The following is a 21,333-nucleotide window of genomic DNA, read 5'->3' as shown; positions in this document are numbered from 1 at the left end:
TGGCATCAGTTTTTCGCGACGGGCCGGGCGGATTTCTCGACCTGGTCCCAGACCCGCAGGAAGTTGCCGCCCCAGAGCTTGGCGATATCGGCCTCGCTGTAACCGCGGCTGATCAACTCGGCGGTCACGTTGCGTGCCTCGCTGACGTCCTTCCAGCCGTCCAGGCCGCCGCCATCGTTGAAGTCGGAGCTGATGCCGACGTGATCGATGCCGATTTTCTTCACCGCGTAGTCGATCGCGTCGCCATAGTCCTTGAGGGTGGCCTTGGGTTCTTCGTCGACGATCGCGTAGAGCTGGCTGGCGTATTCGCCGAACCGTTGTTCCGACCACACAGTGATGATCGGGTCGCCCGGCATCAACGCCATCTCCAGGCCCTGCAGCGGTTGCAGGTCGAAACGCGCACGCAGGGCGTTGAGTTTGTCCTGGGTGGCCTGGCTCAGCGGGCGGATGTAGGTCGGGAAACCGACAATCTGCACCACGCCGCCGCTGTCCTTGATCAGCTGCATCTCGTGGTCGCTAAGGTTGCGCGGGATGTCCACCAGGGCGCGCGGGGCAGAGTGCGAGGCGACCATCGGCGTGCGGCTCAAACGGGCCACTTGCTCCAGGGCCTTGGTCGACATCTGCGACACATCGATGATCACGCCGAGGTCGTTGAGGCGCTGCACGGCCTGCTTGCCGATGTCCGAGAGACCGCCGAGGGCGTCCCGGGAATCGTTGAAGAACGGCAACGGCCTGGACGAATCGGCCCAGGCGTTGTTGCCCACATAACTGAAGCCGAACATGCGCATGCCCCGCGCCGCCCATTTGTCCAGGGCGTTGAGGTCGTTGCCCAGCGGGTAGGCGTTGAGCATGCTCATGAAGATCGCGAACTTGCCTTCGCCATGCTGGCGGCGGAAGTCGTCGGGGGTGTAGGCGATGGCGGCCTGATTGGGAAAATCCCGCACCAGGGCGCTGATGATCTTGTAGCGGGTTTCCTGCTCGAAGCGTGCCTCTTCGATGAACCCGGCGGTGGGGCGATGCGGCGCGTTGGCGCCGTTCCAGATTTCCGGCCAGCCGAAAATCGTCAGGGCCGCGCCGGACAGGCGTCCGCGCCCGCTCTTGACCAGGTCGAACTGGCCGCTGCCGTCCTTGTCGGCTTCATTGCCGGCGGTGCCGAAGTCCATGGGGATGGTGATGTGGCTGTCGAACGAGAGAAGGCGATCATGCAGATCATCGGCCTGTTTCATCACCTTGACCGGGTAGCCGGGATTGTCCTTGAACCAGTAGTCCCAGGCAGCAAAGCCTGCGCCCGCGCTGATCGCCAGGGCCAGCGGCAGGCCGATGAAAAGAGCCTTTTTCGAACGTGGTTTTGTCATTGCCGTCTCAGTCAGGTTCGCCTTTGCTATCTGGGGGGAACGAGTGACCGGGTGAGTAATTTAGTGTTTGTGCTGGCCTCTTCGCTGGCAAGCCAGCTCCTACAGTAGACCGCTTTTAAATTTGTGCGGGCAACAAACGTTCTAGCTTGGATAAAGCCTGCTTCATGGCTGACACAGGTAGGGCAATGACGATTTCTCGACGATGGTTCATGGCAGGCCTGGCGCTGACCGGCGCTGCCGTGCCTGCGGCTTTTTACGGGCATCGTGAATGGACGAAGCCGGACCCGACGATCACGCCGGGGGAAGCTTCATTCGATGTGGCGGATGTCGCCGGCCAACGCCTGGCGGACACCCTGCGCGGGGTCTGGCAGATCCGTTTCGAAGGTCGCGATGCCGGGCTTGAGGGCTTGCCACAGGACGGGTTGGAGCTGTTTCTCGACATCGGCCACAAGGGCCGTGGCCTGATCGGCTTTCTCGACACCGCCGAGCGTTTGCGTGCCAGCGAAGCGCCGCGTTATCGGGTGCTCGGCGATGTGGCCGGGTTCAAGCCGGCCCAATTGAGTTGGCGCTTGCTCAGCGCCCGTGGCAGCTGTGATTACGAATTCAGCATGGCACTGGACGAAGTCTGGGCCGGTTTCGGTAACGCCGGCAGCGGCAGCCTCAGTGGTCGCGTGCTGGATCTGGATCGTCCCTTGATGCTGACGGCCCAGGACAATCGCTTCGTCGCGGTCAAGAAAGTGTTCCCCGAAGCCCGCGAGCGAACCGGTCTGAATCCGCCACTGCTGGCCTGGCTGACGTCCCAGGAACATCGGTTGTTCCACCAGCTCTGGCATGCGTCCCGGGACAAATGGCACACCTTGCCCGAAGACAAACGCAACGCCTTGCGCGGCATCGGCTGGCAGCCCGGGCCGCGGGACCAGGAGCGTGACGCCCGGGGCAAGCGCAAGGATCGCAACGGCTCGGGGGTGGACTTTTTCTTCATGCACCGGCACATGCTCGGCACGGCGCGTTCGATGATGGACTTGCCGTCGTGGACGCAGTTCCCCTTGCCGCAACCGGAGCTGGCCCGGGACCGCATCGGCTTCGCCAATTATTTCGACAACCACGACGGTACGGCGCTGCCGCCGACCTGGTTGGCCGAAGACGATGACGAGTATTCGCAGTGGGTCAGCGACATCAAGACCGCCGAGACCTACCACAGCAATTTCCAGGTCTGGGAGTCGCAATACCGCGATCCGCGTTACCTGTCGAAGCTGACCCTGGGGCAGTTCGGCTCAGAGGTCGAGTTGGGCCTGCACGACTGGCTGCACATGCGTTGGGCCTCGGTGCCGCGCGATCCGTCCAACGGCCAGCCGGTACCGTTCGCCCGCGATCCGTCGGACTTTTCCGCGCGCTGGTATGCGCCGGAAAACGACTTCCTCGGCGATCCGTTCTCGTCCCATGTGAACCCGGTGTTCTGGCACTTCCACGGCTGGATCGACGATCGCCTGGAAGACTGGTTCCGCGCCCATGAGCGTTTTCATCCGGGGGAGGTGAGTCGGCTTGAGGTCAACGGCGTGCAGTGGTTCGCGCCGGGACGGTGGGTCGAGATCGATGATCCGTGGCTCGGCCCGGGGACCCATGGTTGCAGCACCACGCCGGGGTTGCAGGCGGGGAAGTCGGTGGAGATGGACCCGGAGACCATGAAACTGGCGTTGCGGATTACCTTTGGTGAGGATGAAAAGAAGCTCGCGGATCTGTTCCGCAAGGTGCCGCAGCGGCCTTGGTATGCGCGGAATCTGAAGGCCAAGACGGTTTCGAGTTAACCGCACCCCAACCATGCGGCACACAAAAAACCTGTAGGAGCTGGCTTGCCAGCGAAGGCGGCCAGACAGGAGATATTGATATTGGATGTGCCGGCCTCTTCGCTGGCAAGCCAGCTCCTACAGGTATTGCGGCAATATCACGATCACAAGGCCTGCCACCCACCGCCAAGCGCCTTGTACAACGCAATACTCGCCTGCATCCGCGCCAACCTCAGCTGCACATTCAAATCCTGCGCCGCATACAGCGTGCGTTGCGTCTCCAGCACCGTCAGCAAATCCTCGGCCCCCGCTTCATATCGGCTTTGCGCAATGTTGAACGCGGTCTGCGCCTGGCTCAGTTCCTCGCTTTGCCATTGCCGCTGTCCGTCCAGCCCGCGAATGCTGTTGAGGGCTTTTTCCACGTCGGCGAATCCATTGATGATCGCCCCGCGATAGGTCTCCAGCAGTTCTTCCTGACGGCCCAAAGCCTTGTCGCGTTGGGCGCCCAGGCGCCCGTTGTCGAACACCGGCGCCAGCAGCCCGGCGGTGAGGTTGTAAAAAGGGCTGCGCAGGATGTCGCCAGCACTGTCGGCACCCGAGCCGATTTCCGCGCTCAGGGTAACGGTCGGCAGCATGGCGGCGCGGGCGACGGTGACGTCGGCCTGGGCGGCGGCCAGTTGCGCTTCGGCCCGGGCGATGTCCGGGCGCCGGCTGAGCAATTCACTGGGGACACCGGCGTCGATGGCGGGCCAGGACAATTGATCGAAGTGTTCCTGGACCAGCGCCAGTTCCTGCACCGGGCGGCCGAGGAGGGTGGCGAGGCTGATCTGCGCGTCCCTGGCCTGTTGTTGCACCAGCGGCAATTGGCGTTGCTGCGCCGCCACCAGGCTTTTTTGCTGGGCCAGTTCCAGGGCGGTCGCGGAACCTGAGTCGAAGCGGGTCTGCACCAGTTTCAACACGTTCTGCGCGTTGGCCAGGTTCAGCTCGGCAATGCGACTCTGCTCCTGCAACGACAAGGTTTGCGCATAGGTGTTGGCCACGCCGCTGAGCAGCGTCAACTCGACGGTGGCCTGATCGAACTCGCTGGCTTGCAAGGCAAATTGTGCGCTGTCACGGGACGCACGCTGGCCACCCCAGAAATCGATTTCGTAGCTGGCACTGAGGCTGGCGTTGAAGTAATCGACGGCGCTGTTGTCGCTGTCCGCATCCAGTTGGCTGTAGCCATCGCCGCGCAGCAGTTTCTGCCGGTTGGCATTGAGCGCGGCCTTGACCTCCGGCAGCTGTGAGCCCGCCGCGACCACCGTTTGCGCCTGAGCCTGGCGCACCCGGGCGATGGCGGAGGCCAGGTCGTAACTGCCCACCCGGGCCTGTTCGATCAGGCGACCCAGTTGCGGGCTGCCAAAGCGGTTCCACCATTGCTGATTGTCGTGGATGGCGCCCGCGGTGTGCGGCGATTGCCAGGCGGCGGGCGGCGTTATGCCGCTGTCCGGGCGCTGGGCAGGACTGCCACAGGCGCCGAGCAACAGGCAGAGGGTCAACACACTCAGTTGCGGCTTCATCGAGAGATCATTCACTGGTAAGGGCCGTGACCGGGTCGAGTCGGGCAGCTTTGCGGGCCGGCATGAAGCCGAAGACAACACCGGTGACCAGGGCGCAGCCGAAGGCGCCCAGCACCGCTATCAAGGAGAACGCCACGGCGACTTCGCTGAGGATCAGCACGCCGCCGACGATCAGCGCCAGGGCGATCCCGGCCAGGCCGCCGACCACCGAGAGCATCACCGCTTCGGTGAGGAACTGGCGCAGGATGTCCCGCTGGCGGGCACCGGTGGCCATGCGGATGCCGATCTCGCGGGTGCGTTCGCGCACGGTCATGAGCATGATGTTCATCACGCCGATGCCGCCCACCAGCAGCGAAATCGCGGCAATCGACCCGAGCATCAGCGACAGGGTGTTTTGCGTGCGTGCTTCGGCCTGGATCATCGCTGCGTTGTTGGTCAGCTCGAAATCCTTCTTGCCGTTGTGCAGGCGCAGCATCAACTGTTCGATGGCGTGCTCGGTCTCCTTGACCTTGCGCGCATCGGCCGCGGCAATCGCGATGTATTCCGGGTTGTGGGTACCGAACAGCCGCACGCTGGCGGCGGAGTAGGGGATGGCGATGCGGTCGTCGCTGTCGGAGTCGCCGGAGCTGGCGCCTTTTTCCGCGAGCACGCCGACCACCTGGAACGGCACGTTTTCGATCAGGATGTACTGGCCGATGGGGTTGGCCACGTCCTTGAGCAGTTTGGTCCGCACCTTGTGGCCGATCACCGCGACCGCAGCTGCGTTCTGTTCATCGGCCTCGGTGAAGTAACTGCCTTCGACCACCGGCCAGTTGAAGATCGCCGGGAAGTTGGTGTCGTTGCCGCCGACGTAGCTCAGGTGGTCGAGGTTGCCGAAACGTACCCCGGCTTCCTGGCCATTGACCGGCATGATGCGCATCACCTGGGGCAGGCTCGCCACCGCCTTGACTTCGTCCAGGGTGACGATGCCCAGCGGCGTTCGCGGGTTGGGCGAGGAGCCGCTGAGATAAATGATGTTGGAGCCGAACGCGCCCATCTGGGCCATGACCTGGCGCTTGCTGCCTTCGCCGACGGCCAGCATCACCACCACCGACGCCACGCCGATGATGATCCCCAGCAGGGTCAGCGCAGTGCGGAACTTGTTGATCCACATCACCCGCCAGGCGGCTTGCACCGCGTCGATCAGTTCACCTTTCCAGGCGCCGTTGGCTTGCGCGCCTTCCGTCAGGCGCTTGCGCAGGTCCACGGCCTGCAGCGCACCGGGATTGGCCGAGGTTTGCGCGGCGGGATTGTCCCGGGCGCTGTCGCTGATGATCAGGCCGTCGCGGATCTCGATGATGCGCTTGGCCCGCGCCGCCACTTCGCGGTCGTGGGTGATGAGGATCACCACGTGGCCCTGGCTCGCCAGCTCGTCGAGCAGCGCCATGACTTCCTTGCCGCTGTGGCTGTCGAGGGCGCCGGTGGGTTCGTCGGCGAGGATGATATGGCCGCCGTTCATCAAGGCGCGGGCGATGGACACCCGTTGCTGCTGGCCGCCGGACAGTTGGTGCGGGCGGTTGCCGGTGCGCGTGGCCAGGCCCAGGCGTTCGAGCAGGGCCGCGGCGCGGGCATGGCGCTCGGCGGCCGGAGTGCCGGCGTAGATCGCCGGCATCTCGACGTTTTCCTGGGCCGAGCCCGACGGGATCAGGTGGTAACCCTGGAACACGAACCCGAAGGCTTCACGGCGCAGCCAGGCCAGTTCATCGCTGCCCAGGGCGGCGACGTTTTCTCCGGCGAAACGGTATTCGCCTGAGGTCGGGCGGTCGAGGCAGCCGAGGATGTTCATCAGTGTCGACTTGCCGGAACCGGAGGCGCCGACGATCGCCACGAACTCGCCGGCATGGATCGACAGGTCGATACCGCGCAACACATGGACTTCAGGGGCGTCGCCACCGCCGTAGGCTTTGCGGATGTCCGAAAGGCAGATCAGGGGCGTCTGCATTCAACCGCCACTCCCGTCGGCCGGGCCGATCAACAGATGATCGCCCTCCTGCAGGCCGTCGAGGATCTGCACCCGCAGGCGGTCGCTGATGCCGGTGCGCACGTTGCGTTGTTCGATGCTGCCGTTTTTCGCCACCACTTGCGCGGTCTGGCTGTCGGCTTGCGCGCCGGCCTGCAGGGCGGCGATCGGCGCAGTCAGCACGTTCTGCGCCTGATCGGCGACGAAAAATACCTGGGTGGTCATTTCCGCCATCAGTGCGTTGTCGGCGTTGTCGACGTCCAGCAGCACGGTGTACAGCACCACCCGCGCGCTGCCGCTTTTGCTCGAGCTGGCGGGGCTGCCGCCACCCTGGCTGGTCTGGTCCAGGGGTTTGGGCGGAACCGGCAGAATCTGCCGCACGGTGCTTTGCCAGCGTCTGGTGCCGCCGCTGAGTGTGGTGAACCACGCGTTCATGCCGGGTTTGACGTGGCCGATGTCGGCTTCGGAGACCTCGGCCCACACGGTCATCGGCGACAGCTTGGCGATACGCAGGATCAACGGGGTCTGCTGCTGGGCATTGAGGGTCTGGCCTTCCCGGGCATCCAGCGCGACCACGGTGCCGGACATCGGCGCATAGATCCGCGTGTAGCCGAGCTCGGCCTGATCGCTGCGCAGGCTGGCCTGGGCCTGGCGGATCTGTGCCTGGAACATGTCGATGCGCGCTTGGGTGGCACGCAGTTCGGCCTGGGCGGTCTGCACGTCTTCTTCGCGAGTGGCGTTGCCGGCCTTGAGGTGTTGCTGGCGCTGGTATTTCTGCTGGGCGAGGTCGTGTTGCGCGCGTTGCTCCTGGAGCTGCGCCTTGAGGTTTTCGATGGAGAAGCGCCCCGCATCGAGTTTGGCCTGTTGCGTGGAAGGGTCGATTTCCACCAGCAACTGACCTTCCTTGACCCGGTCACCGACTTCCACATGGATCTTCTGGATCTGCCCGGACGCCTGGGCGCCGACGTCGACATAACGCCTGGGTTGCAGGGTACCCAATGCCGTGACACTGCTTTCGATGTCGGCGCGGGTGACCTGCACGGTGGCGAACTGGTCGCGCCCGGGCGGGATGAACTGCCAGGCGGCGACGGCGAGAACGGGGATCAGGCTGAGTGCTACAAGCAGGGCGCGTCGGGTGTGACGGGGACGTTTCATGCAGGGTTCCAAAGCAGTTGAACACTGCCGTGGAGCCGGCAGGGACATGGAGCTGTCCTTGTAGACGAGGACAGCAGCAGGGAATTTAGGCCCGGACACACGGCGTTACACCTGCCCTGTAGGAGCTGCCGAAGGCTGCGATCTTTTGATTTTAAAGATCAAAGGATCGCAGCCTTCGGCAGCTCCTACGGGGGCGTGCAAGCCGTAGACCATGACTATTTGTCGGGCAAGCCAAAGCAATACTTTAAATCTATATGAGAATTACTATAAATTACGCATCTCAAACTGCCACTATCGTGCCACTGCCAGCTTTTGTGGTCGAGTAGCGGGCTCAAGGACAGTAACCGCACCCGTGCGGACGGGAGTCATGTTGGAAAACTACTATCGAGAGCTGGTGTGTTTCCTCAACGCCAAGCTCGGCAACCGCCAGGTCGCCGAAGATGTGGTGCATGACGCTTATCTGCGAGTCCTGGAGCGCTCCAGCGACACGCCGATCGAGCAACCCCGGGCCTTCCTCTATCGCACGGCCTTGAACCTGGTCATCGACGATCACCGGCGCAATGCGTTGCGTCAGGTCGAGTCGCTGGACGTGCTCGACAACGAAGAGCGCTACTTCAGCCCGTCGCCCCTCAGCAGCCTCGATCACGGCCAGCGCCTGGACATGCTCCAGCGCGCCCTGGCGGAATTGCCGCGCCTGTGCCGCGAGAGTTTCCTGCTGCGCAAGATCGAAGGCCTGTCGCACCCGCAGATCGCCGAACACCTGGGCATTTCCAAGGCCTTGGTCGAAAAACACATCGTCAATGCGATGAAGCATTGCCGGGTGCGGATGCGCCAATGGGATGCCCATTGATCTTCGCGTACATCCGTTCTTGTTAAATTTTATTTCACTGTCCTCGTTCCTAATCAACAGACGACCTGCTGTCCTGCTCAAGGCCGGTCAGGTCACTTAGGCTTATCTCCCCGCCGCTCGGGGGCTTATCCAGAGGACACTGGAAATGACACAGGCAATTGCATCGCCCATCGTTCACGACCTGATCGGCGTTGGTTTCGGCCCTTCGAACCTGGCGCTGGCCATCGCCCTGCAGGAGCGCGGGCCGACCCAGGGCGAGCTGGATGTACTGTTTCTCGACAAGCAGGCCAACTACAGCTGGCATGGCAACACCCTGTCGACCCAGAGCGAGCTGCAGATTTCCTTCCTCAAGGACCTGGTGACCCTGCGCAACCCGACCAGTCCTTATTCGTTCGTCAATTACCTCAAGGCCCACGGGCGCCTGGTGGACTTCATCAACCTGGGCACCTTCTATCCGTGCCGCATGGAGTACAACGACTATCTGCGCTGGGTGGCCATGCAATTCGAGAAGCAGAGCCGTTACGGCGAAGAAGTGCTGACCATCGAACCGGTGCTGCACAACCAGCAGGTCGAAGCGCTGCGGGTGATTTCCCGCGATAGCACCGGGCATCAACAGGTGCGCACCACCCGTTCGGTGGTGGTCAGCGCGGGCGGTACGCCGCGTATTCCCGAGGCGTTCAAGGCGCTCAAGGGCGACAACCGCGTGTTCCACCATTCGCAGTACCTGGCGCAGATGGCCAAGCAGCCGTGCGTGAACAACCAGCCGATGAGTATCGCGATTATCGGTGGCGGGCAGAGCGCGGCGGAAGCCTTCATCGACCTCAACGACAGCTTCCCGTCGGTGCAGGTCGACATGATCCTGCGCGGTTCGGCCCTGAAGCCGGCGGACGACAGCCCGTTCGTCAACGAAGTGTTCTCGCCGGAGTTCACCGACCTGGTGTTCCAGCAGGAGAGCAGCGAGCGTGAGCGCCTGGTCAACGAGTACCACAACACCAACTATTCGGTGGTGGACATTGACTTGATCGAGCGGATCTACGGGATTTTCTACCGGCAGAAAGTTTCGGGCGTTGCCCGCCATGCGTTCCGTACCCTGACCACTCTCTCAAAAGCCACCGCCACCGAACGCGGCATTGAACTGACGATGTGCAACAAAGCCACCGGCGAAGTTGCGGTCCGTCACTACGACGCCGTGGTGCTGGCCACCGGTTACGAGCGGCAGATGCACCGCAAGCTGCTGGCCCCGCTGGAACAGTACCTGGGTGATTTCGAGGTGGACCGCAACTACAAGTTGATCACCGACGAGCGCTGCAAGGCCGGCATCTATATGCAGGGCTTCTGCCAGGCCAGCCATGGCTTGAGCGATACCTTGCTGTCGATCCTGCCGATTCGTGCGGACGAGATCGCCGGGTCGTTGTATGACCATGGCAAGAACCGTGGGCATCGTTCGGTGGTGGATCTGTTGTTGGCGACTGCCAGCTGAGAACTTCGGCGGCTGTGAGGCCGCCATCGCCAGCAGGCGGGCTCCCACATTTGACCTGTGTACGCAGATCTATTGTGGGAGCCAGCCTGCTGGCGATGAGGCCCTGAAGAACCCTGCGATTCCCCCACGTATCACCAGCGTCAGATTAAGCGGGCAGTATTTCGGATTTTTCCTACAGAACGCTCGGCAGGTCTTCCGTAGTCTTGCCCCCTCATCAATCTGACCCGGGGGGGCACGTTGCCCAACAAGTCCTTACGCATCCTGATCGCTGACCCACAACACTTCAACCGGATGAAAATCGAGCGGCTGTTCAACCAGCTCGATTATTTTCGCGTGGCGCCGGTGCACAGCCTCGAAGAGCTGCTGAACCTGGTCGAGTACGGTTGCGAACCCTTCGATCTGCTGGTCATCAATGCTGGCATGGCCGACGGCAAGCTCGACCTGCTGGATTTCTGTCTCGACAACCGGCAGGTGGCGCACGCGCTGATTTTCGACGGCGAGCGCGCGCAACTGCGCCCCACCGCGCCTTTTGCAAGGCAAAAAGTCCAAGTAAGCCATGCCTTGCTGCCGGACCTGGCGACTATCCAGCGGTTGATGGCGGTCGTTGATCGACCTCTACCGTTCGTCGCAACTGTCATTTCTGTCAGGTAGTCCGATCGGTTTTTACGTGCAAGAGTCTATGCGCAGCTGCTGTGTTCATTTCGGGTTCTTGCCCATGGGCCGTCAGTGCCCGCACGTCGTGTTTATGCATAGGGAGTTGCCATGAAGTCAGCGATGGCTGTGGACGATCATCCGGTGGTTCGCGGTGCAGTCAAAAGCGTACTCAGGCATATGGGATACAAGCGTATCCACGAAGCGGCCTGCGGTAACGAAGTCTTGCCGTTGCTCCGCGAACATAAACCGGATCTGGTGGTGCTGGACCTCATCCTGCCGTTGCTCGACGGCCTGGATGTACTGGCACGGATCCAGATGGAGGAGATGCCATGTAAGGTGGTGGTATTCACTGCCCAGGAAGCGGCGTTTTTCCAGGATCGTTGCATGCGCGCCGGTGCCATGGCCTACGTCGCCAAGACCAACGATCTGGAGCATTTGCAAAAAGCCGTGCAGGCCGTGATGGCCGGTTACACCTATTTCACCCGGTTGCCCACAAGCTCTGTGTCCCTGAGCCAGGCGCAACGCAGTGAAAAACAGATGATCGACAGGCTTTCAGATCGCGAGTTGTCGATTTTCCAGCAACTGGCCCAGGGTAAGAGCAACAAGGCAATCGCCGAAATCATGCACCTGAGCCACAAGACCGTCAGCACCTACAAGACCCGCTTGACTGAAAAACTCAACGTGGAGTCGTCGGTGCACCTGAGGGATCTTGCCCAACGTCATCACTTGATCTGAATGAACGCCATTCGATACCTGCTGTTGGCCCTTTGCCTTTGGGTATCGAGTGTCTGCGCGCAGCCGCAAACCTTGACCTTGCTGGGCCGTTCCAGCGTGGAGGGCCAAGTGCTGCGGTTGTCGGCCGCCGATGCGCGCTGGTTGCAGCAAAAAGGCCGTTTGGTGCTGGCCGTTTCAGCCCCGGATTATCCACCTTTCGACATCACCACCGACCACACGCTCGAGGGGGTGACCGCCGACTACGCCGATCTGCTCCGGCAGTTGCTGCGGGTAGAGATCGAAGTCCGGCGCTATCCATCGCGCGAAGACGCCGTTCGAGCCGTCAAGCAAGGCGCGGCAGACCTGCTGGGAACCTCCAACAGCTACGAGTCCCAGGACCCGCAACTAAAAATGTCCCGCGCCTATGCGGTGGATCAGCCGGTATTGGTGACCCGCGTTGATGCACCCCAGGTGCTGGACCCGACACTGGCCGGCAAGCGCCTGGCGATGCTCTACCACTACTTGCCTGAACAAAACGTCCAGCGGTTCTATCCCGAGGCCCAGGTTCAGCTGTTCCCCTCGACACTGGCGGCTGTCGGGGCCGTCGCCTTCGGCCAGGCGGATGTGTACCTGGGCGATGCGATCAGCGCCCATTACCTGATCAGCAAAAACTACCTGAACAACGTCCAGCTGGCTGACTTCTCGCCCATGGAATCCGGGCGCTTCGCCTTTGCCATGGCCGGCGACAACCCGGCGCTGCTGCGCATTGTCGACAAGGCCCTGGCGTTGATAACGGCCAATGAACAGATGAACATCCAGCGCCGCTGGGGAGCGAGCGGGGTGTCCATGCCGGGCACGCAGTCCCTGCAACTGAGTGTGACCGAGCAGCGATGGCTCGACCGGCACCCGCGAGTGAGCGTGGCGATCAACGAGAACATCCCGCCGATTACTTTCCTGGACAGTGAAGGCCGGTTTCGTGGCATCGGAGTCGATGTACTGGCGAAAATCAGTTTGCGCACCGGTCTGCAATTCGACATCCGCGCCATGCCGTCGGTGGCGCAGATGGTGCAAGCGATCAAGCGTGGCGAGGTCGATGTGCTGGCGGGTATCGGCCTGAGTTCCCTGCGTGAGGAAGACCTGCTGTTTACCCGGGCGTTCCTGACCAGCCCATCGGTGCTGGTGACGCGCCTGGCGCCGGACAGCCCCAGGACCCTGGATGACCTGGCCGGAAAAACCCTGGCGCTGACCCAGGGCAATATCTCAGGCGAGTTCGTTCGCCAACACTTCCCGTTGATCCGGTGTGTGGATGCGCCCTTGTCGGCCGATGCCATGGAAATGGTCGCCCAAGGCAAGGCACAAGGTGCCATCAACTCATTGATCAGCGCCCGTTACCTGATCTCCCGGCAGTACCGTGATCGCCTCCAGGTCACCAGCACGGTGGGCATCGATCCCGCGCGCAGTACCCTGGCGACCGGGCGCGAGGCCAGCGAGTTGCACTCGATCCTGGACAAGGCCTTGCTCAGTATCCCCCCGGAAGAAATCGACGAACTGATACTGCCCTGGCGCAATGACCTGATGGTGGAACAGAGCTATTGGCTGCGCCACCGCCAGAGCATTTTCCAGGCGTTCGCGGTGGCCGGCGCCTTGCTCTTGCTGGCCCTGGCCTGGATCGCCTGGCAGCGCCGGCAGATCCGTCAGCGCCAGCAATGGCTGGCCCGATTGCAGGAGGCCAAGGACGCCGCCGACGATGCCAACCGGGCCAAGACCACGTTCCTGGCAACCATGAGCCATGAGATCCGCACGCCGATGAATGCCCTTATCGGCATGCTTGAACTGGCGCTGAAAAGCGCCGATGAGGGCGTGACCGATCGCCCGGCCATCGAGGTGGCGGCAGATGCCGGGCAACAGTTGCTGGCCTTGATCGGCGACATCCTCGACATTGCCCGTATCGAGTCCGGGCACTTGTCGCTGACGCCGGAGCGAGCCAATCTGCAGGCGCTGGTGCTGTCGGTGTGCCGGGTCTTTGAAGGCCTGGCCCGGCAGAAGAACTTGCAGTGGCGGGTCGAACTGGACGAGCACAGCGACCGCGATGTGTTGATCGATCCCACGCGATTCAAGCAAGTGCTGTCCAATCTGCTGAGCAATGCCATCAAGTTCACCCACAAAGGCGAGGTCAGCCTGCGCTTGCGAGTCGTGCCCGCGTCGGCGGAGCGTCTCGCGGTCAGTGTGCGTATCGAGGACAGCGGCAGCGGTATCAGCGCCTTTGACCAGCAACGCCTGTTCAGCCCGTTCGTACAGGCCGGCAACCGTCAGCAATCAGGCCGTCAGGGTTCCGGCCTGGGTCTGGTGATCAGCCGCACGCTGTGCGAAATGATGGGCGGGCGCTTGCAACTCTCCAGCGTCCTGGGACGCGGAACCCGGTTGGACATCAGCCTTGAACTGCAGGCATTGCAGACGTTGCCCGGCACTGAAATGGCGCCGAGTGAATCGACGGCAAGGACCCGGCCGCTGACGATTCTGGTGGTGGACGATTACCCGGCCAACCGCTTGCTGCTTTCGCGGCAACTGAGTTACCTGGGGCACCGGGTGCTGCTCGCAGAGGATGGCCAGCAAGGGTTCGAGCAATGGCGTGAACACGCTTGCGATCTGGTCGTCACCGACTGCAACATGCCGGTGGTCAGCGGTTATGAACTGGCGGGTGCGATCCGCGATGAGGAACGCTTCCAGCTGGGGTCGCCAACGGTGATCCTGGGCTTCACCGCCAACGCTCAACCCGAGGAGAAAATGCGTTGTATCGAAGCGGGGATGGACGATTGCCTGTTCAAACCCATTCGACTGGTCGATCTGAGCGCCTGGTTGGCCACGCGTTTTTCCAGCGAGTCGCCAGGCCTGAGCGCAGCGCCTTCCAACAGCGAAATCGATTTAAGCGGCTTGCAACGCTACACAGGGGCCGACAATGAACTGATCACTCAGTTGTTGCATGACCTGGCCGTTGCCAATCGCGATGATCGCGAACGTCTGCGGCAAGAACATGCCAGTGGTAATTACCACGGCTTGAAGGACCTGGCGCACCGCATCAAAGGTGGCGCGCAGATGGTCCGGGCGCAGGCGCTGGTGGCGTGTTGCGAGCAACTGGAGCGTGCCTGTGGCGAGGGCGATGCCGCACTGATCGACGCCGCCGTCGATCAGTTGCACCAAGTCATGACGCGCCTGGACCGCAGTCTTGAGCAGGGCTGCGGCTTGAACCCGGCGGTTTAATCCAAGGCTGGCGCCAGGCCCTTGGGCTTGCCCCTGGCGGCGTTCTGACGATGGGACGACTCGGCCTACAGGCTTAACCCCGAGCCTCAAGAATCATGCAAGTCGTCGTCCCCGTCGCATACAGCCGTCCATCCACATCATAAATCCGCCCCTCGGCCAGCGCCGTCGAACGCCCCAGATGCACAATCTTGCCCTCGGCCCGCACCGGTCCGCTGGCGCTGTTCAACGCCCGGACATAACTGATGCGCAGATCCAGCGTCGTATAACCCTGGCCTTTTTTCAGTTGCGTATGGATCGCGCAGCCCATGCACGAATCCAGCAAAGTCGCGGCATAACCGCCGTGCACGGTGCCCAGCGGATTGTAATGCCGCGCATCCGGAGTGCCCTGGAAGACGAACAGCCCGGCGGACCATTCGACAGGGATGAAATCCATCAGCGTGCCTATGGGCGGCGAGGGCAGTTCACCGTTGCCGATGCCCTCGAAAAATTCGGCGGGCGTCAGCGCGCTGACTTCGGCCATGGACAAACTGCCAGGCCCGGCCAGGCGGGCGCGCATGGCCTGTTCCTGGGCGACCCATTGGGCAAGCGTGGCCTCGCGGTTTGGGCTTTGCATGTAAAAGTCCTCTGAAGAAAGCGAATATTATGGTTGTAATTTTCAAACCATATTATGTTCAGAATAAAATCTCCGCTACCCCTCAAATCAACTTGACGCTTGCAGCTGAAAACCTGCAGCTGCTGTCAGGCAATATCGCTGCGGCTGAACTCCTCGCCCAGAAAGTCGATCAAGCTACGCACCGACGGCAGCAGGCCACGCCGCGACGGGAAGATCGCATGAATGACGCCACTCCTGGGCGCCCAGCCCGGCACCAGTTCGATCAGCTGGCCGGCCTTGATCTCATCCCGCACCACCACACTGGGCAGGTGGACAATCCCGATGCCGGCCACCGCCGCGTGGCGCAAGGCCAACAGGTCATCGGTGACCATCCGTGGCGAGTGCCTGATCAGCGCGCTGCTGCCATCACCACCGAACAATTCCCACTGATACTCACGTTGCGCCGCCCCCCAGTGCAGGCTCGGCAAGCCACTGAGGTCGGCCGGGGAGGCGGGTGTCGACAGGCGCGGCAAAAAGGCCGGGCTGCCCACCACGCTCTGGGTGCTGTTGCCCAGCACCTTCATCACCATGTCGGTGTCTTCCAGCGGCGGAAATCGCACGCGCAAGGCGATGTCGAACCCTTCGTGGATCAGGTCGACCCGGCGGTTGGTGCTCTCGATGAACAGCTCCACCAGCGGATACTTGAGCAAGTAGCGGGTCAGCATCGGCCCGACCCATGAATTGAGCAGCGCCGTCGGGCAACTGATGCGCACCACGCCCTGGGGCTCGGAGCGGTTACGTTCGATCAGTTCGGCGGCGCTTTCCGCCTCCACCCGCATTGCCAGGCAACGCTGGTAATACGCCTGGCCGATTTCCGTCAGCGAACAATGCCGACTGCTGCGGTGCAACAAGCGTACGCCGAGGCGTTCTTCGAGTTCGGCGATGCGTCGGCTGAGCTTGGACTTGGGCATGTCCAGGGCCCGTCCGGCCGCGGCGAAACCCTGATGTTCGACCACTTGGGTGAAGTAATAGAGAGTGTTGAGGTCTTCCATCATCGTTCTCCAGATAGAACGCTAAAGCTGATTTTTGCAGTCTAGCGCAACAAAGGTCGCAGTTTTAAGCTCTGTCCATGGCTTCACTCACCTCATCAGGAGACACCATGAAAAACATCATCGGTATCTACACCAGCCCACGGGCCCATTGGGTCGGCGACGGTTTTCCGGTTCGCACGCTGTTTTCCTACGACAACCTGGGCAAGCACATCAGCCCGTTCCTGCTGCTGGATCACGCCGGCCCCGCGGAATTCACACCGACCACCGCGCGACGTGGCGTTGGTCAGCATCCGCACCGGGGTTTCGAAACCGTGACTATCGTTTACAAGGGTGAACTGGAACACCGCGACTCCACCGGCAGTGGCGGCAAGATCGGCCCCGGCGACGTGCAATGGATGACCGCGGCCTCGGGGATTCTCCATGAAGAGTTTCACTCCGAAGGTTTTGCCAAGAGCGGCGGCACCCTGGAAATGGTCCAGTTGTGGGTCAACCTGCCGGCCAAGGACAAGATGGCCGACGCCGGTTACCAGACGATTCTCGATAGCGACATCCCGAGCATTGCCTTGAAGAACAACGCCGGCAGCCTGCGCTTGATCGCCGGTGAATTTGAAGGACACACAGGGCCGTCGCGCACCTTTACCCCCATCGACGTCTGGGACCTGCGCCTGAATGCCGGCAAGTTGCTCACGCTGGATCTGCATGAAGGACGCAACACCGCACTGGTGGTGTTGCGCGGCACGATCGAGGTCAACGGCCTGGAGTCGGTGCGCCAAGGGCAGTTGGCCTTGTTCGACCGCAAGGGCGATCAGATGACCCTCGAAGCCAGCGAGGACGCGGTGGTGCTGCTGCTCAGCGGCGAACCGATCGACGAGCCGATCGTCGGACACGGTCCGTTCGTGATGAACACCGAGCAGGAAATCCACCAGGCGTTCGCCGATTTCCAGTCTGGTCGCTTCGGCCAGATGCACGGTTAATCCGTTTCGCTTCAACAACCCGCTCTACACAGGATGAGTAGGCCGGTTCCCAGGCCAGGGATGGCTGTTGCCTGTCAAAAAGAGGAAACACTGATGAACACCGTCAATGCAGCCAATTTCAATGGCCAGAAACCGACGATCGACCCCAATGACAGCGCCATGCTGTTGATCGATCACCAGAGCGGACTGTTCCAGATCGTCAAGGACATGGATGTACCGCAACTGCGCGCCAACGCCATTGCCCTGGCCAAGGCGGCCACCTTGCTGAAGATGCCGGTGATCACCACCGCTTCCGTGCCCCAAGGGCCAAACGGGCCGCTGATTCCGGAAATCCACGAGGCTGCACCGCATGCCCAGTACGTGGCGCGCAAAGGGGAAATCAACGCCTGGGACAATCCGGAGTTTCACGCGGCAGTGAAAGCCACCGGCAAGAAAACCCTGGTGATCGCCGGCACCCTGACCAGCGTATGCCTGGCGTTTCCGTCCATTGCCGCGGTGCATGAAGGCTACAAAGTGTTCGCCGTGGTCGATGCCTCGGGCAACCACTCCAAACTGGCCACTGATCTGACAGTTGCCCGCCTGGCCCAGGCCGGGGTGGTGCCGATCGACATCATGGCTACGCTCTCAGAGCTGCAAGGCTCGTGGAACCGTCCGGACGCCGAGCAGTGGGCCGCCGTCTACGCCCAGGCCATGCCGCATTATCAATTGTTGATCGAGAGTTACCTCAAGGCTCAACAAGTGGCGAACGAACATGAAACGCTGGATTCCCAGCGCTAACCGGGACACCCACGCCGACTTTTTATTCGGCATCGATAACACGCGAGGACCATTGCCATGACAACTTCCTACAAACGTCTCGACAAGGACAACGCCGCCGTTCTGTTGGTGGATCACCAGACAGGCCTGCTGTCGCTGGTGCGCGACATCGACCCGGACCGGTTCAAGAACAACGTGCTGGCCCTGGCCGACCTGGCCAAGTACTTCAAGCTGCCGACCATCCTCACCACCAGTTTCGAAACCGGCCCCAACGGCCCGCTGGTGCCCGAGCTCAAGGCGCTGTTCCCGGACGCGCCCTATGTCGCGCGTCCCGGCCAGATCAATGCCTGGGACAACGAAGACTTCGTCAAGGCGATCAAGGCCACCGGCAAGAAGCAACTGATCATTGCCGGCGTAGTCACTGAAGTGTGCGTGGCGTTTCCGGCACTCTCGGCGCTGGCCGAAGGCTTCGATGTGTTCGTCGTCACTGACGCCTCCGGCACCTTCAACGAGCTGACCCGTGAATCGGCGTGGAACCGCATGTCCACCGCTGGCGCGCAGCTGATGACCTGGTTCGGCCTGGCCTGTGAGCTGCATCGCGACTGGCGCAACGACATCGAAGGCCTGGGCACGCTGTTCTCCAACCACATTCCGGACTACCGCAACCTGATGACCAGCTACAGCACGCTGACCAACAGTAAATAAACCAGGCAACACTCATACCCCTGTGGGAGCGGGCTTGCTCGCGAACGCGGTGTGTCAGGCACATCAATATCGCCTGACGCTCTGCATTCGCGAGCAAGCCCGCTCCCACAGTAGTTTGTGGTGTTCCGAAGCCACCAATTGCTCCTACACTCTGGCCAATCTGTGAGATCTTTCGCTCATTGTCCCGTGCCGGAGCTGCTTGATGCTGTCATTGCTCACCGAACACCCGTTGATCTGCGCTTTCGCCTTGATCCTGATCGATCTGTTGTTGTGGCGCTTGATCGGTACCCGTGGCCACAACGTGAAGCTTCTGGTTCGGCCGGTGATTTTCACCCTGTACAGCCTGGTGCTGTTCAACGAAGGCATGAACCCGTTGGAACCCGCACCCTGGGTCGACAATGTACCCTTGCATCTGGCGGCCACGGGGTTGCAGATCGGCTGGTGGCTGTTCGCTGCGCGCACCCTGACCGTACTGATCGGTGCGGGACTGATGCAACGGGTGGGACATACCGGGCGACTGCTGCAGGACCTGCTGGGTGCTGTGATTTTTCTTGTCGCGGTCATCGCCGCCTTGGCTTATGTGCTCAATCTGCCGGTCAAGGGCGTACTGGCCACTTCCGGCGCCCTGGCGATCATCGTCGGCCTGGCCTTGCAAAGCACCCTCAGCGACGTATTTTCCGGGATCGTGCTGAACACCACCAAGCCCTATCAACTGGATGACTGGATCGCCATCGACGGCACCGAAGGCCGGGTCATCGATATCGACTGGCGGGCCACGCGATTGCAGACCTCCCAGGGCAGCATGATCGTGATTCCCAACTCGCTGGCGGCCAAGGCCAAGATCACCAACTTCAGTCGGCCCAGCGATATGTTCGGCCTGTCGATCAGCCTGCAGGTCAGCCCCCACGTCCGCCCACAAACCGTGATCGATGCCCTCGAGCGCGCGATGCAGGGCTGCCGGAACATGTTGACTTCACCCGGCCCCAAAGTCGCGCTCAAAAGCTCCAATGCTTCCGGCAACGAATACGAAATCAGCGGCTTTGTCGCCTCGATGAGCGAAAAGCGCTCGGCACGCAATCAACTGTTCGACCTGGCGTACCGGCATTTGCGAGCATCGGGGATCCATCTGCTGTCGAGTGTCGAACCCAGCCCCTCAAGCGACATCACGCGGCCACGGGCGCTACTCGACAGCTCGCCGCTGTTTTCCACCCTGCGCCACGAAGAGAAAGAAACCTTCAGCCAGAACATGGCCCTGCAAACCTTCCGCATCGGCGAGACGATCCTGGAGGCGGGGGAGATCAGCGATCACCTGTTCATCATCGAATCCGGGGTGGTTTCGGTCACGCTGAACCGCAACGGTATACCTATCGAATCCGGACGCATGGGGCCGGGGGAGGTGATCGGCGAGGCCGGTATTCTCACCGACAGCGCGCTGCCCGCCCATTTCACCGCGAAAACCCCATGCACGCTTTATCGCATCGAAAAGCAGTATTTGAAGCCCTGTCTGGATGCCCGCCAGGACATCAACGATGCGATGAAATCCTTGATGGAATTCCGCCTGAACAAGGCCCAGTCGCTGATCGCGGATGTGCCCGTCGTTGTGCCGAAGAAAGGGTTCTTGCAGTGGCTGCGTAGTCGGGTCTGATGGACGCGAGGGGCCATTGGCCTCCTCGACTTCTGCAGGATTGGCTATTTGTGCACGCCGCCCCGGGGGCTAACTTAGTGCCACACCCACTTGCCCAGGAACATGCCATGCAACAGCGTATCGATTTCTACACCGCTTCCCCAGACGCCCTCAAGGCCATGATCGCCCTGGAATCGGCGGTATCAAAACTGCCGCTGGAAAAAAGCCTGATCGAACTGGTCAAGCTGCGCTCTTCACAAATCAACGGCTGCGCCTTCTGCATCGACATGCACACCGCCGACGCGATCAAGGACGGCGAAACCCCACGCCGCCTGTTCGCCGTGACGGCCTGGCGCGAGGCGCCATTCTTCACCGACCGCGAACGCGCCGCGCTGCTCTGGACCGAAACCCTGACCCAGTTGAGCCTGACCCATGCGCCGGACGAAGACTACGAAGTGGTCAGCGCCCAGTTCACGCCCAAGGAAATGGTCGACCTGACTGTGGCGATCAATACTATCAACGGCTGGAACCGTCTGGCAGTGGGCTTTCGCAAGACGCCTCAGGCCTGATTTTTTTCGCTGTTGTTCTGATGTTGAAAACGCCTCCTGTTTGGGGGCGTTTTTTTGCAGGAAATATGGATTTGAGTCGTTTCGAGGAATGGTCTTAACCTTCCCACACGATGAGTATTTATAACGTTTTTATGCTGCGTCTGGGCAGTTTATAAACAGATGATCTAATAAGCTGGTATTTTTGACAGTGTCATTGGTTTACCCGTTGGCTCTAGCATCTCTTCGTTGTTCCGGGCTTCTCTACGAGGAAAAT

17 protein-coding genes are annotated in these 21,333 nt (G+C 61.6%); 11 read left to right on the top strand and 6 right to left on the bottom strand.

Translation table 11 applies throughout. The features are described from left to right. Positions 1-5: 5 nt before the first annotated feature. A complete protein-coding gene (gene pvdM / locus DKB71_RS24100; RefSeq protein WP_408597870.1) occupies positions 6-1,355 on the bottom strand; it encodes a pyoverdine-tailoring dipeptidase-like protein PvdM in 1,350 nt (449 codons plus the stop codon). Between the two features lie 185 nt (positions 1,356-1,540). Between pvdM and DKB71_RS24095 the strand changes: the two genes are divergently transcribed. After that, a complete protein-coding gene (locus DKB71_RS24095) occupies positions 1,541-3,160 on the top strand; it encodes a PvdJ/PvdD/PvdP-like protein (protein WP_408597868.1) in 1,620 nt (539 codons plus the stop codon). Between the two features lie 143 nt (positions 3,161-3,303). On the opposite strand, the gene DKB71_RS24090 is transcribed toward DKB71_RS24095, so the two are convergent. Genes DKB71_RS24090 through DKB71_RS24080 form a run of 3 tightly spaced genes read right to left on the bottom strand, consistent with a single transcriptional unit; the run spans position 3,304 to position 7,852 of the window. Next, a complete protein-coding gene (locus tag DKB71_RS24090) occupies positions 3,304-4,698 on the bottom strand; it encodes an efflux transporter outer membrane subunit (RefSeq protein ID WP_408597866.1) in 1,395 nt (464 codons plus the stop codon). A 7-nt stretch (positions 4,699-4,705) separates the two neighbouring features. Continuing rightward, positions 4,706-6,679, bottom strand: a complete 1,974-nt coding sequence (locus tag DKB71_RS24085) for a MacB family efflux pump subunit (protein ID WP_323627214.1) — start codon at positions 6,677-6,679, stop codon at positions 4,706-4,708. Further along, complete coding sequence (locus DKB71_RS24080; protein WP_408597863.1) at positions 6,680-7,852, bottom strand: efflux RND transporter periplasmic adaptor subunit; 1,173 nt, start codon at positions 7,850-7,852, stop codon at positions 6,680-6,682. 367 nt (positions 7,853-8,219) lie between these two features. Between DKB71_RS24080 and DKB71_RS24075 the strand changes: the two genes are divergently transcribed. The 5 genes from DKB71_RS24075 to DKB71_RS24055 all read left to right on the top strand — a co-directional run bounded on the left by DKB71_RS24075 (position 8,220) and on the right by DKB71_RS24055 (position 14,808). After that, on the top strand, positions 8,220-8,702 hold the full coding sequence (locus DKB71_RS24075) for a sigma-70 family RNA polymerase sigma factor (RefSeq protein ID WP_168758677.1): 483 nt from the start codon (positions 8,220-8,222) through the stop codon (positions 8,700-8,702). Between the two features lie 145 nt (positions 8,703-8,847). Beyond that, positions 8,848-10,182 carry a lysine N(6)-hydroxylase/L-ornithine N(5)-oxygenase family protein gene (locus DKB71_RS24070; protein ID WP_408597861.1) on the top strand — a complete coding sequence of 445 codons (1,335 nt, stop codon included), beginning with the start codon at positions 8,848-8,850 and terminating at the stop codon, positions 10,180-10,182. 237 nt (positions 10,183-10,419) lie between these two features. Continuing rightward, a complete protein-coding gene (locus DKB71_RS24065) occupies positions 10,420-10,833 on the top strand; it encodes a response regulator (RefSeq protein WP_408597859.1) in 414 nt (137 codons plus the stop codon). 111 nt (positions 10,834-10,944) lie between these two features. After that, complete coding sequence (locus DKB71_RS24060; protein WP_408597857.1) at positions 10,945-11,571, top strand: response regulator; 627 nt, start codon at positions 10,945-10,947, stop codon at positions 11,569-11,571. After that, positions 11,572-14,808: a transporter substrate-binding domain-containing protein gene (locus DKB71_RS24055; RefSeq protein WP_408597855.1), complete on the top strand. Its 3,237-nt coding sequence runs from the start codon at positions 11,572-11,574 to the stop codon at positions 14,806-14,808. Between the two features lie 73 nt (positions 14,809-14,881). Here DKB71_RS24055 and DKB71_RS24050 read toward each other — a convergent pair whose 3' ends face one another. Further along, positions 14,882-15,421, bottom strand: a complete 540-nt coding sequence (locus DKB71_RS24050; RefSeq protein ID WP_323627209.1) for a PaaI family thioesterase — start codon at positions 15,419-15,421, stop codon at positions 14,882-14,884. Between the two features lie 125 nt (positions 15,422-15,546). Next, positions 15,547-16,455, bottom strand: coding sequence for a LysR substrate-binding domain-containing protein (locus DKB71_RS24045; protein WP_274075499.1), 909 nt, complete (start codon positions 16,453-16,455; stop codon positions 15,547-15,549). A gap of 104 nt (positions 16,456-16,559) precedes the next feature. Here DKB71_RS24045 and DKB71_RS24040 point away from each other — a divergent pair, with 104 nt between their 5' ends. From DKB71_RS24040 to DKB71_RS24020, 5 genes are all read left to right on the top strand, one after another. Further along, entirely contained in the window at positions 16,560-17,426 is an 867-nt protein-coding gene (locus DKB71_RS24040; protein WP_323606881.1) for a pirin family protein, read from the top strand. Between the two features lie 93 nt (positions 17,427-17,519). Next, the gene (locus DKB71_RS24035; RefSeq protein WP_274075497.1) at positions 17,520-18,203 is read left to right on the top strand and encodes an isochorismatase family protein; all 684 of its coding nucleotides are present in this window, start codon (positions 17,520-17,522) and stop codon (positions 18,201-18,203) included. A 57-nt stretch (positions 18,204-18,260) separates the two neighbouring features. Next, on the top strand, positions 18,261-18,887 hold the full coding sequence (gene ycaC, locus DKB71_RS24030) for an isochorismate family cysteine hydrolase YcaC (protein ID WP_274075496.1): 627 nt from the start codon (positions 18,261-18,263) through the stop codon (positions 18,885-18,887). A 202-nt stretch (positions 18,888-19,089) separates the two neighbouring features. After that, positions 19,090-20,532 (top strand): mechanosensitive ion channel domain-containing protein, encoded by a 1,443-nt coding sequence (locus DKB71_RS24025; RefSeq protein ID WP_274075495.1) that lies wholly within the window; start codon positions 19,090-19,092, stop codon positions 20,530-20,532. Positions 20,533-20,639: 107 nt separating this feature from the next. Then, positions 20,640-21,080, top strand: coding sequence for a carboxymuconolactone decarboxylase family protein (locus DKB71_RS24020; protein ID WP_274075494.1), 441 nt, complete (start codon positions 20,640-20,642; stop codon positions 21,078-21,080). Positions 21,081-21,333 lie beyond the last annotated feature (253 nt).

It is taken from the genome of Pseudomonas sp. PLMAX (genome assembly GCF_046042685.1).
Lineage (GTDB): Bacteria > Pseudomonadota > Gammaproteobacteria > Pseudomonadales > Pseudomonadaceae > Aquipseudomonas > Aquipseudomonas putida_AE.
Note: the sequence above shows the minus strand (reverse complement) of the source record. Positions and strands in the feature narration are given on the sequence as shown.

Coding starts and splice junctions, on each gene's coding strand:
- DKB71_RS24055 (WP_408597855.1), top strand. CDS start 11,572: ATGAACGCCATTCGATACCTGCTGTTGGCCCTTTGCCTTTGGGTATCG.
- DKB71_RS24085 (WP_323627214.1), bottom strand. CDS start 6,679: ATGCAGACGCCCCTGATCTGCCTTTCGGACATCCGCAAAGCCTACGGC.
- DKB71_RS24070 (WP_408597861.1), top strand. CDS start 8,848: ATGACACAGGCAATTGCATCGCCCATCGTTCACGACCTGATCGGCGTT.
- pvdM (WP_408597870.1), bottom strand. CDS start 1,355: ATGACAAAACCACGTTCGAAAAAGGCTCTTTTCATCGGCCTGCCGCTG.
- DKB71_RS24050 (WP_323627209.1), bottom strand. CDS start 15,421: ATGCAAAGCCCAAACCGCGAGGCCACGCTTGCCCAATGGGTCGCCCAG.
- DKB71_RS24090 (WP_408597866.1), bottom strand. CDS start 4,698: ATGAAGCCGCAACTGAGTGTGTTGACCCTCTGCCTGTTGCTCGGCGCC.
- DKB71_RS24040 (WP_323606881.1), top strand. CDS start 16,560: ATGAAAAACATCATCGGTATCTACACCAGCCCACGGGCCCATTGGGTC.
- DKB71_RS24060 (WP_408597857.1), top strand. CDS start 10,945: ATGAAGTCAGCGATGGCTGTGGACGATCATCCGGTGGTTCGCGGTGCA.
- DKB71_RS24045 (WP_274075499.1), bottom strand. CDS start 16,455: ATGATGGAAGACCTCAACACTCTCTATTACTTCACCCAAGTGGTCGAA.
- DKB71_RS24025 (WP_274075495.1), top strand. CDS start 19,090: ATGCTGTCATTGCTCACCGAACACCCGTTGATCTGCGCTTTCGCCTTG.
- DKB71_RS24095 (WP_408597868.1), top strand. CDS start 1,541: ATGACGATTTCTCGACGATGGTTCATGGCAGGCCTGGCGCTGACCGGC.
- DKB71_RS24020 (WP_274075494.1), top strand. CDS start 20,640: ATGCAACAGCGTATCGATTTCTACACCGCTTCCCCAGACGCCCTCAAG.
- DKB71_RS24075 (WP_168758677.1), top strand. CDS start 8,220: ATGTTGGAAAACTACTATCGAGAGCTGGTGTGTTTCCTCAACGCCAAG.
- ycaC (WP_274075496.1), top strand. CDS start 18,261: ATGACAACTTCCTACAAACGTCTCGACAAGGACAACGCCGCCGTTCTG.
- DKB71_RS24035 (WP_274075497.1), top strand. CDS start 17,520: ATGAACACCGTCAATGCAGCCAATTTCAATGGCCAGAAACCGACGATC.
- DKB71_RS24080 (WP_408597863.1), bottom strand. CDS start 7,852: ATGAAACGTCCCCGTCACACCCGACGCGCCCTGCTTGTAGCACTCAGC.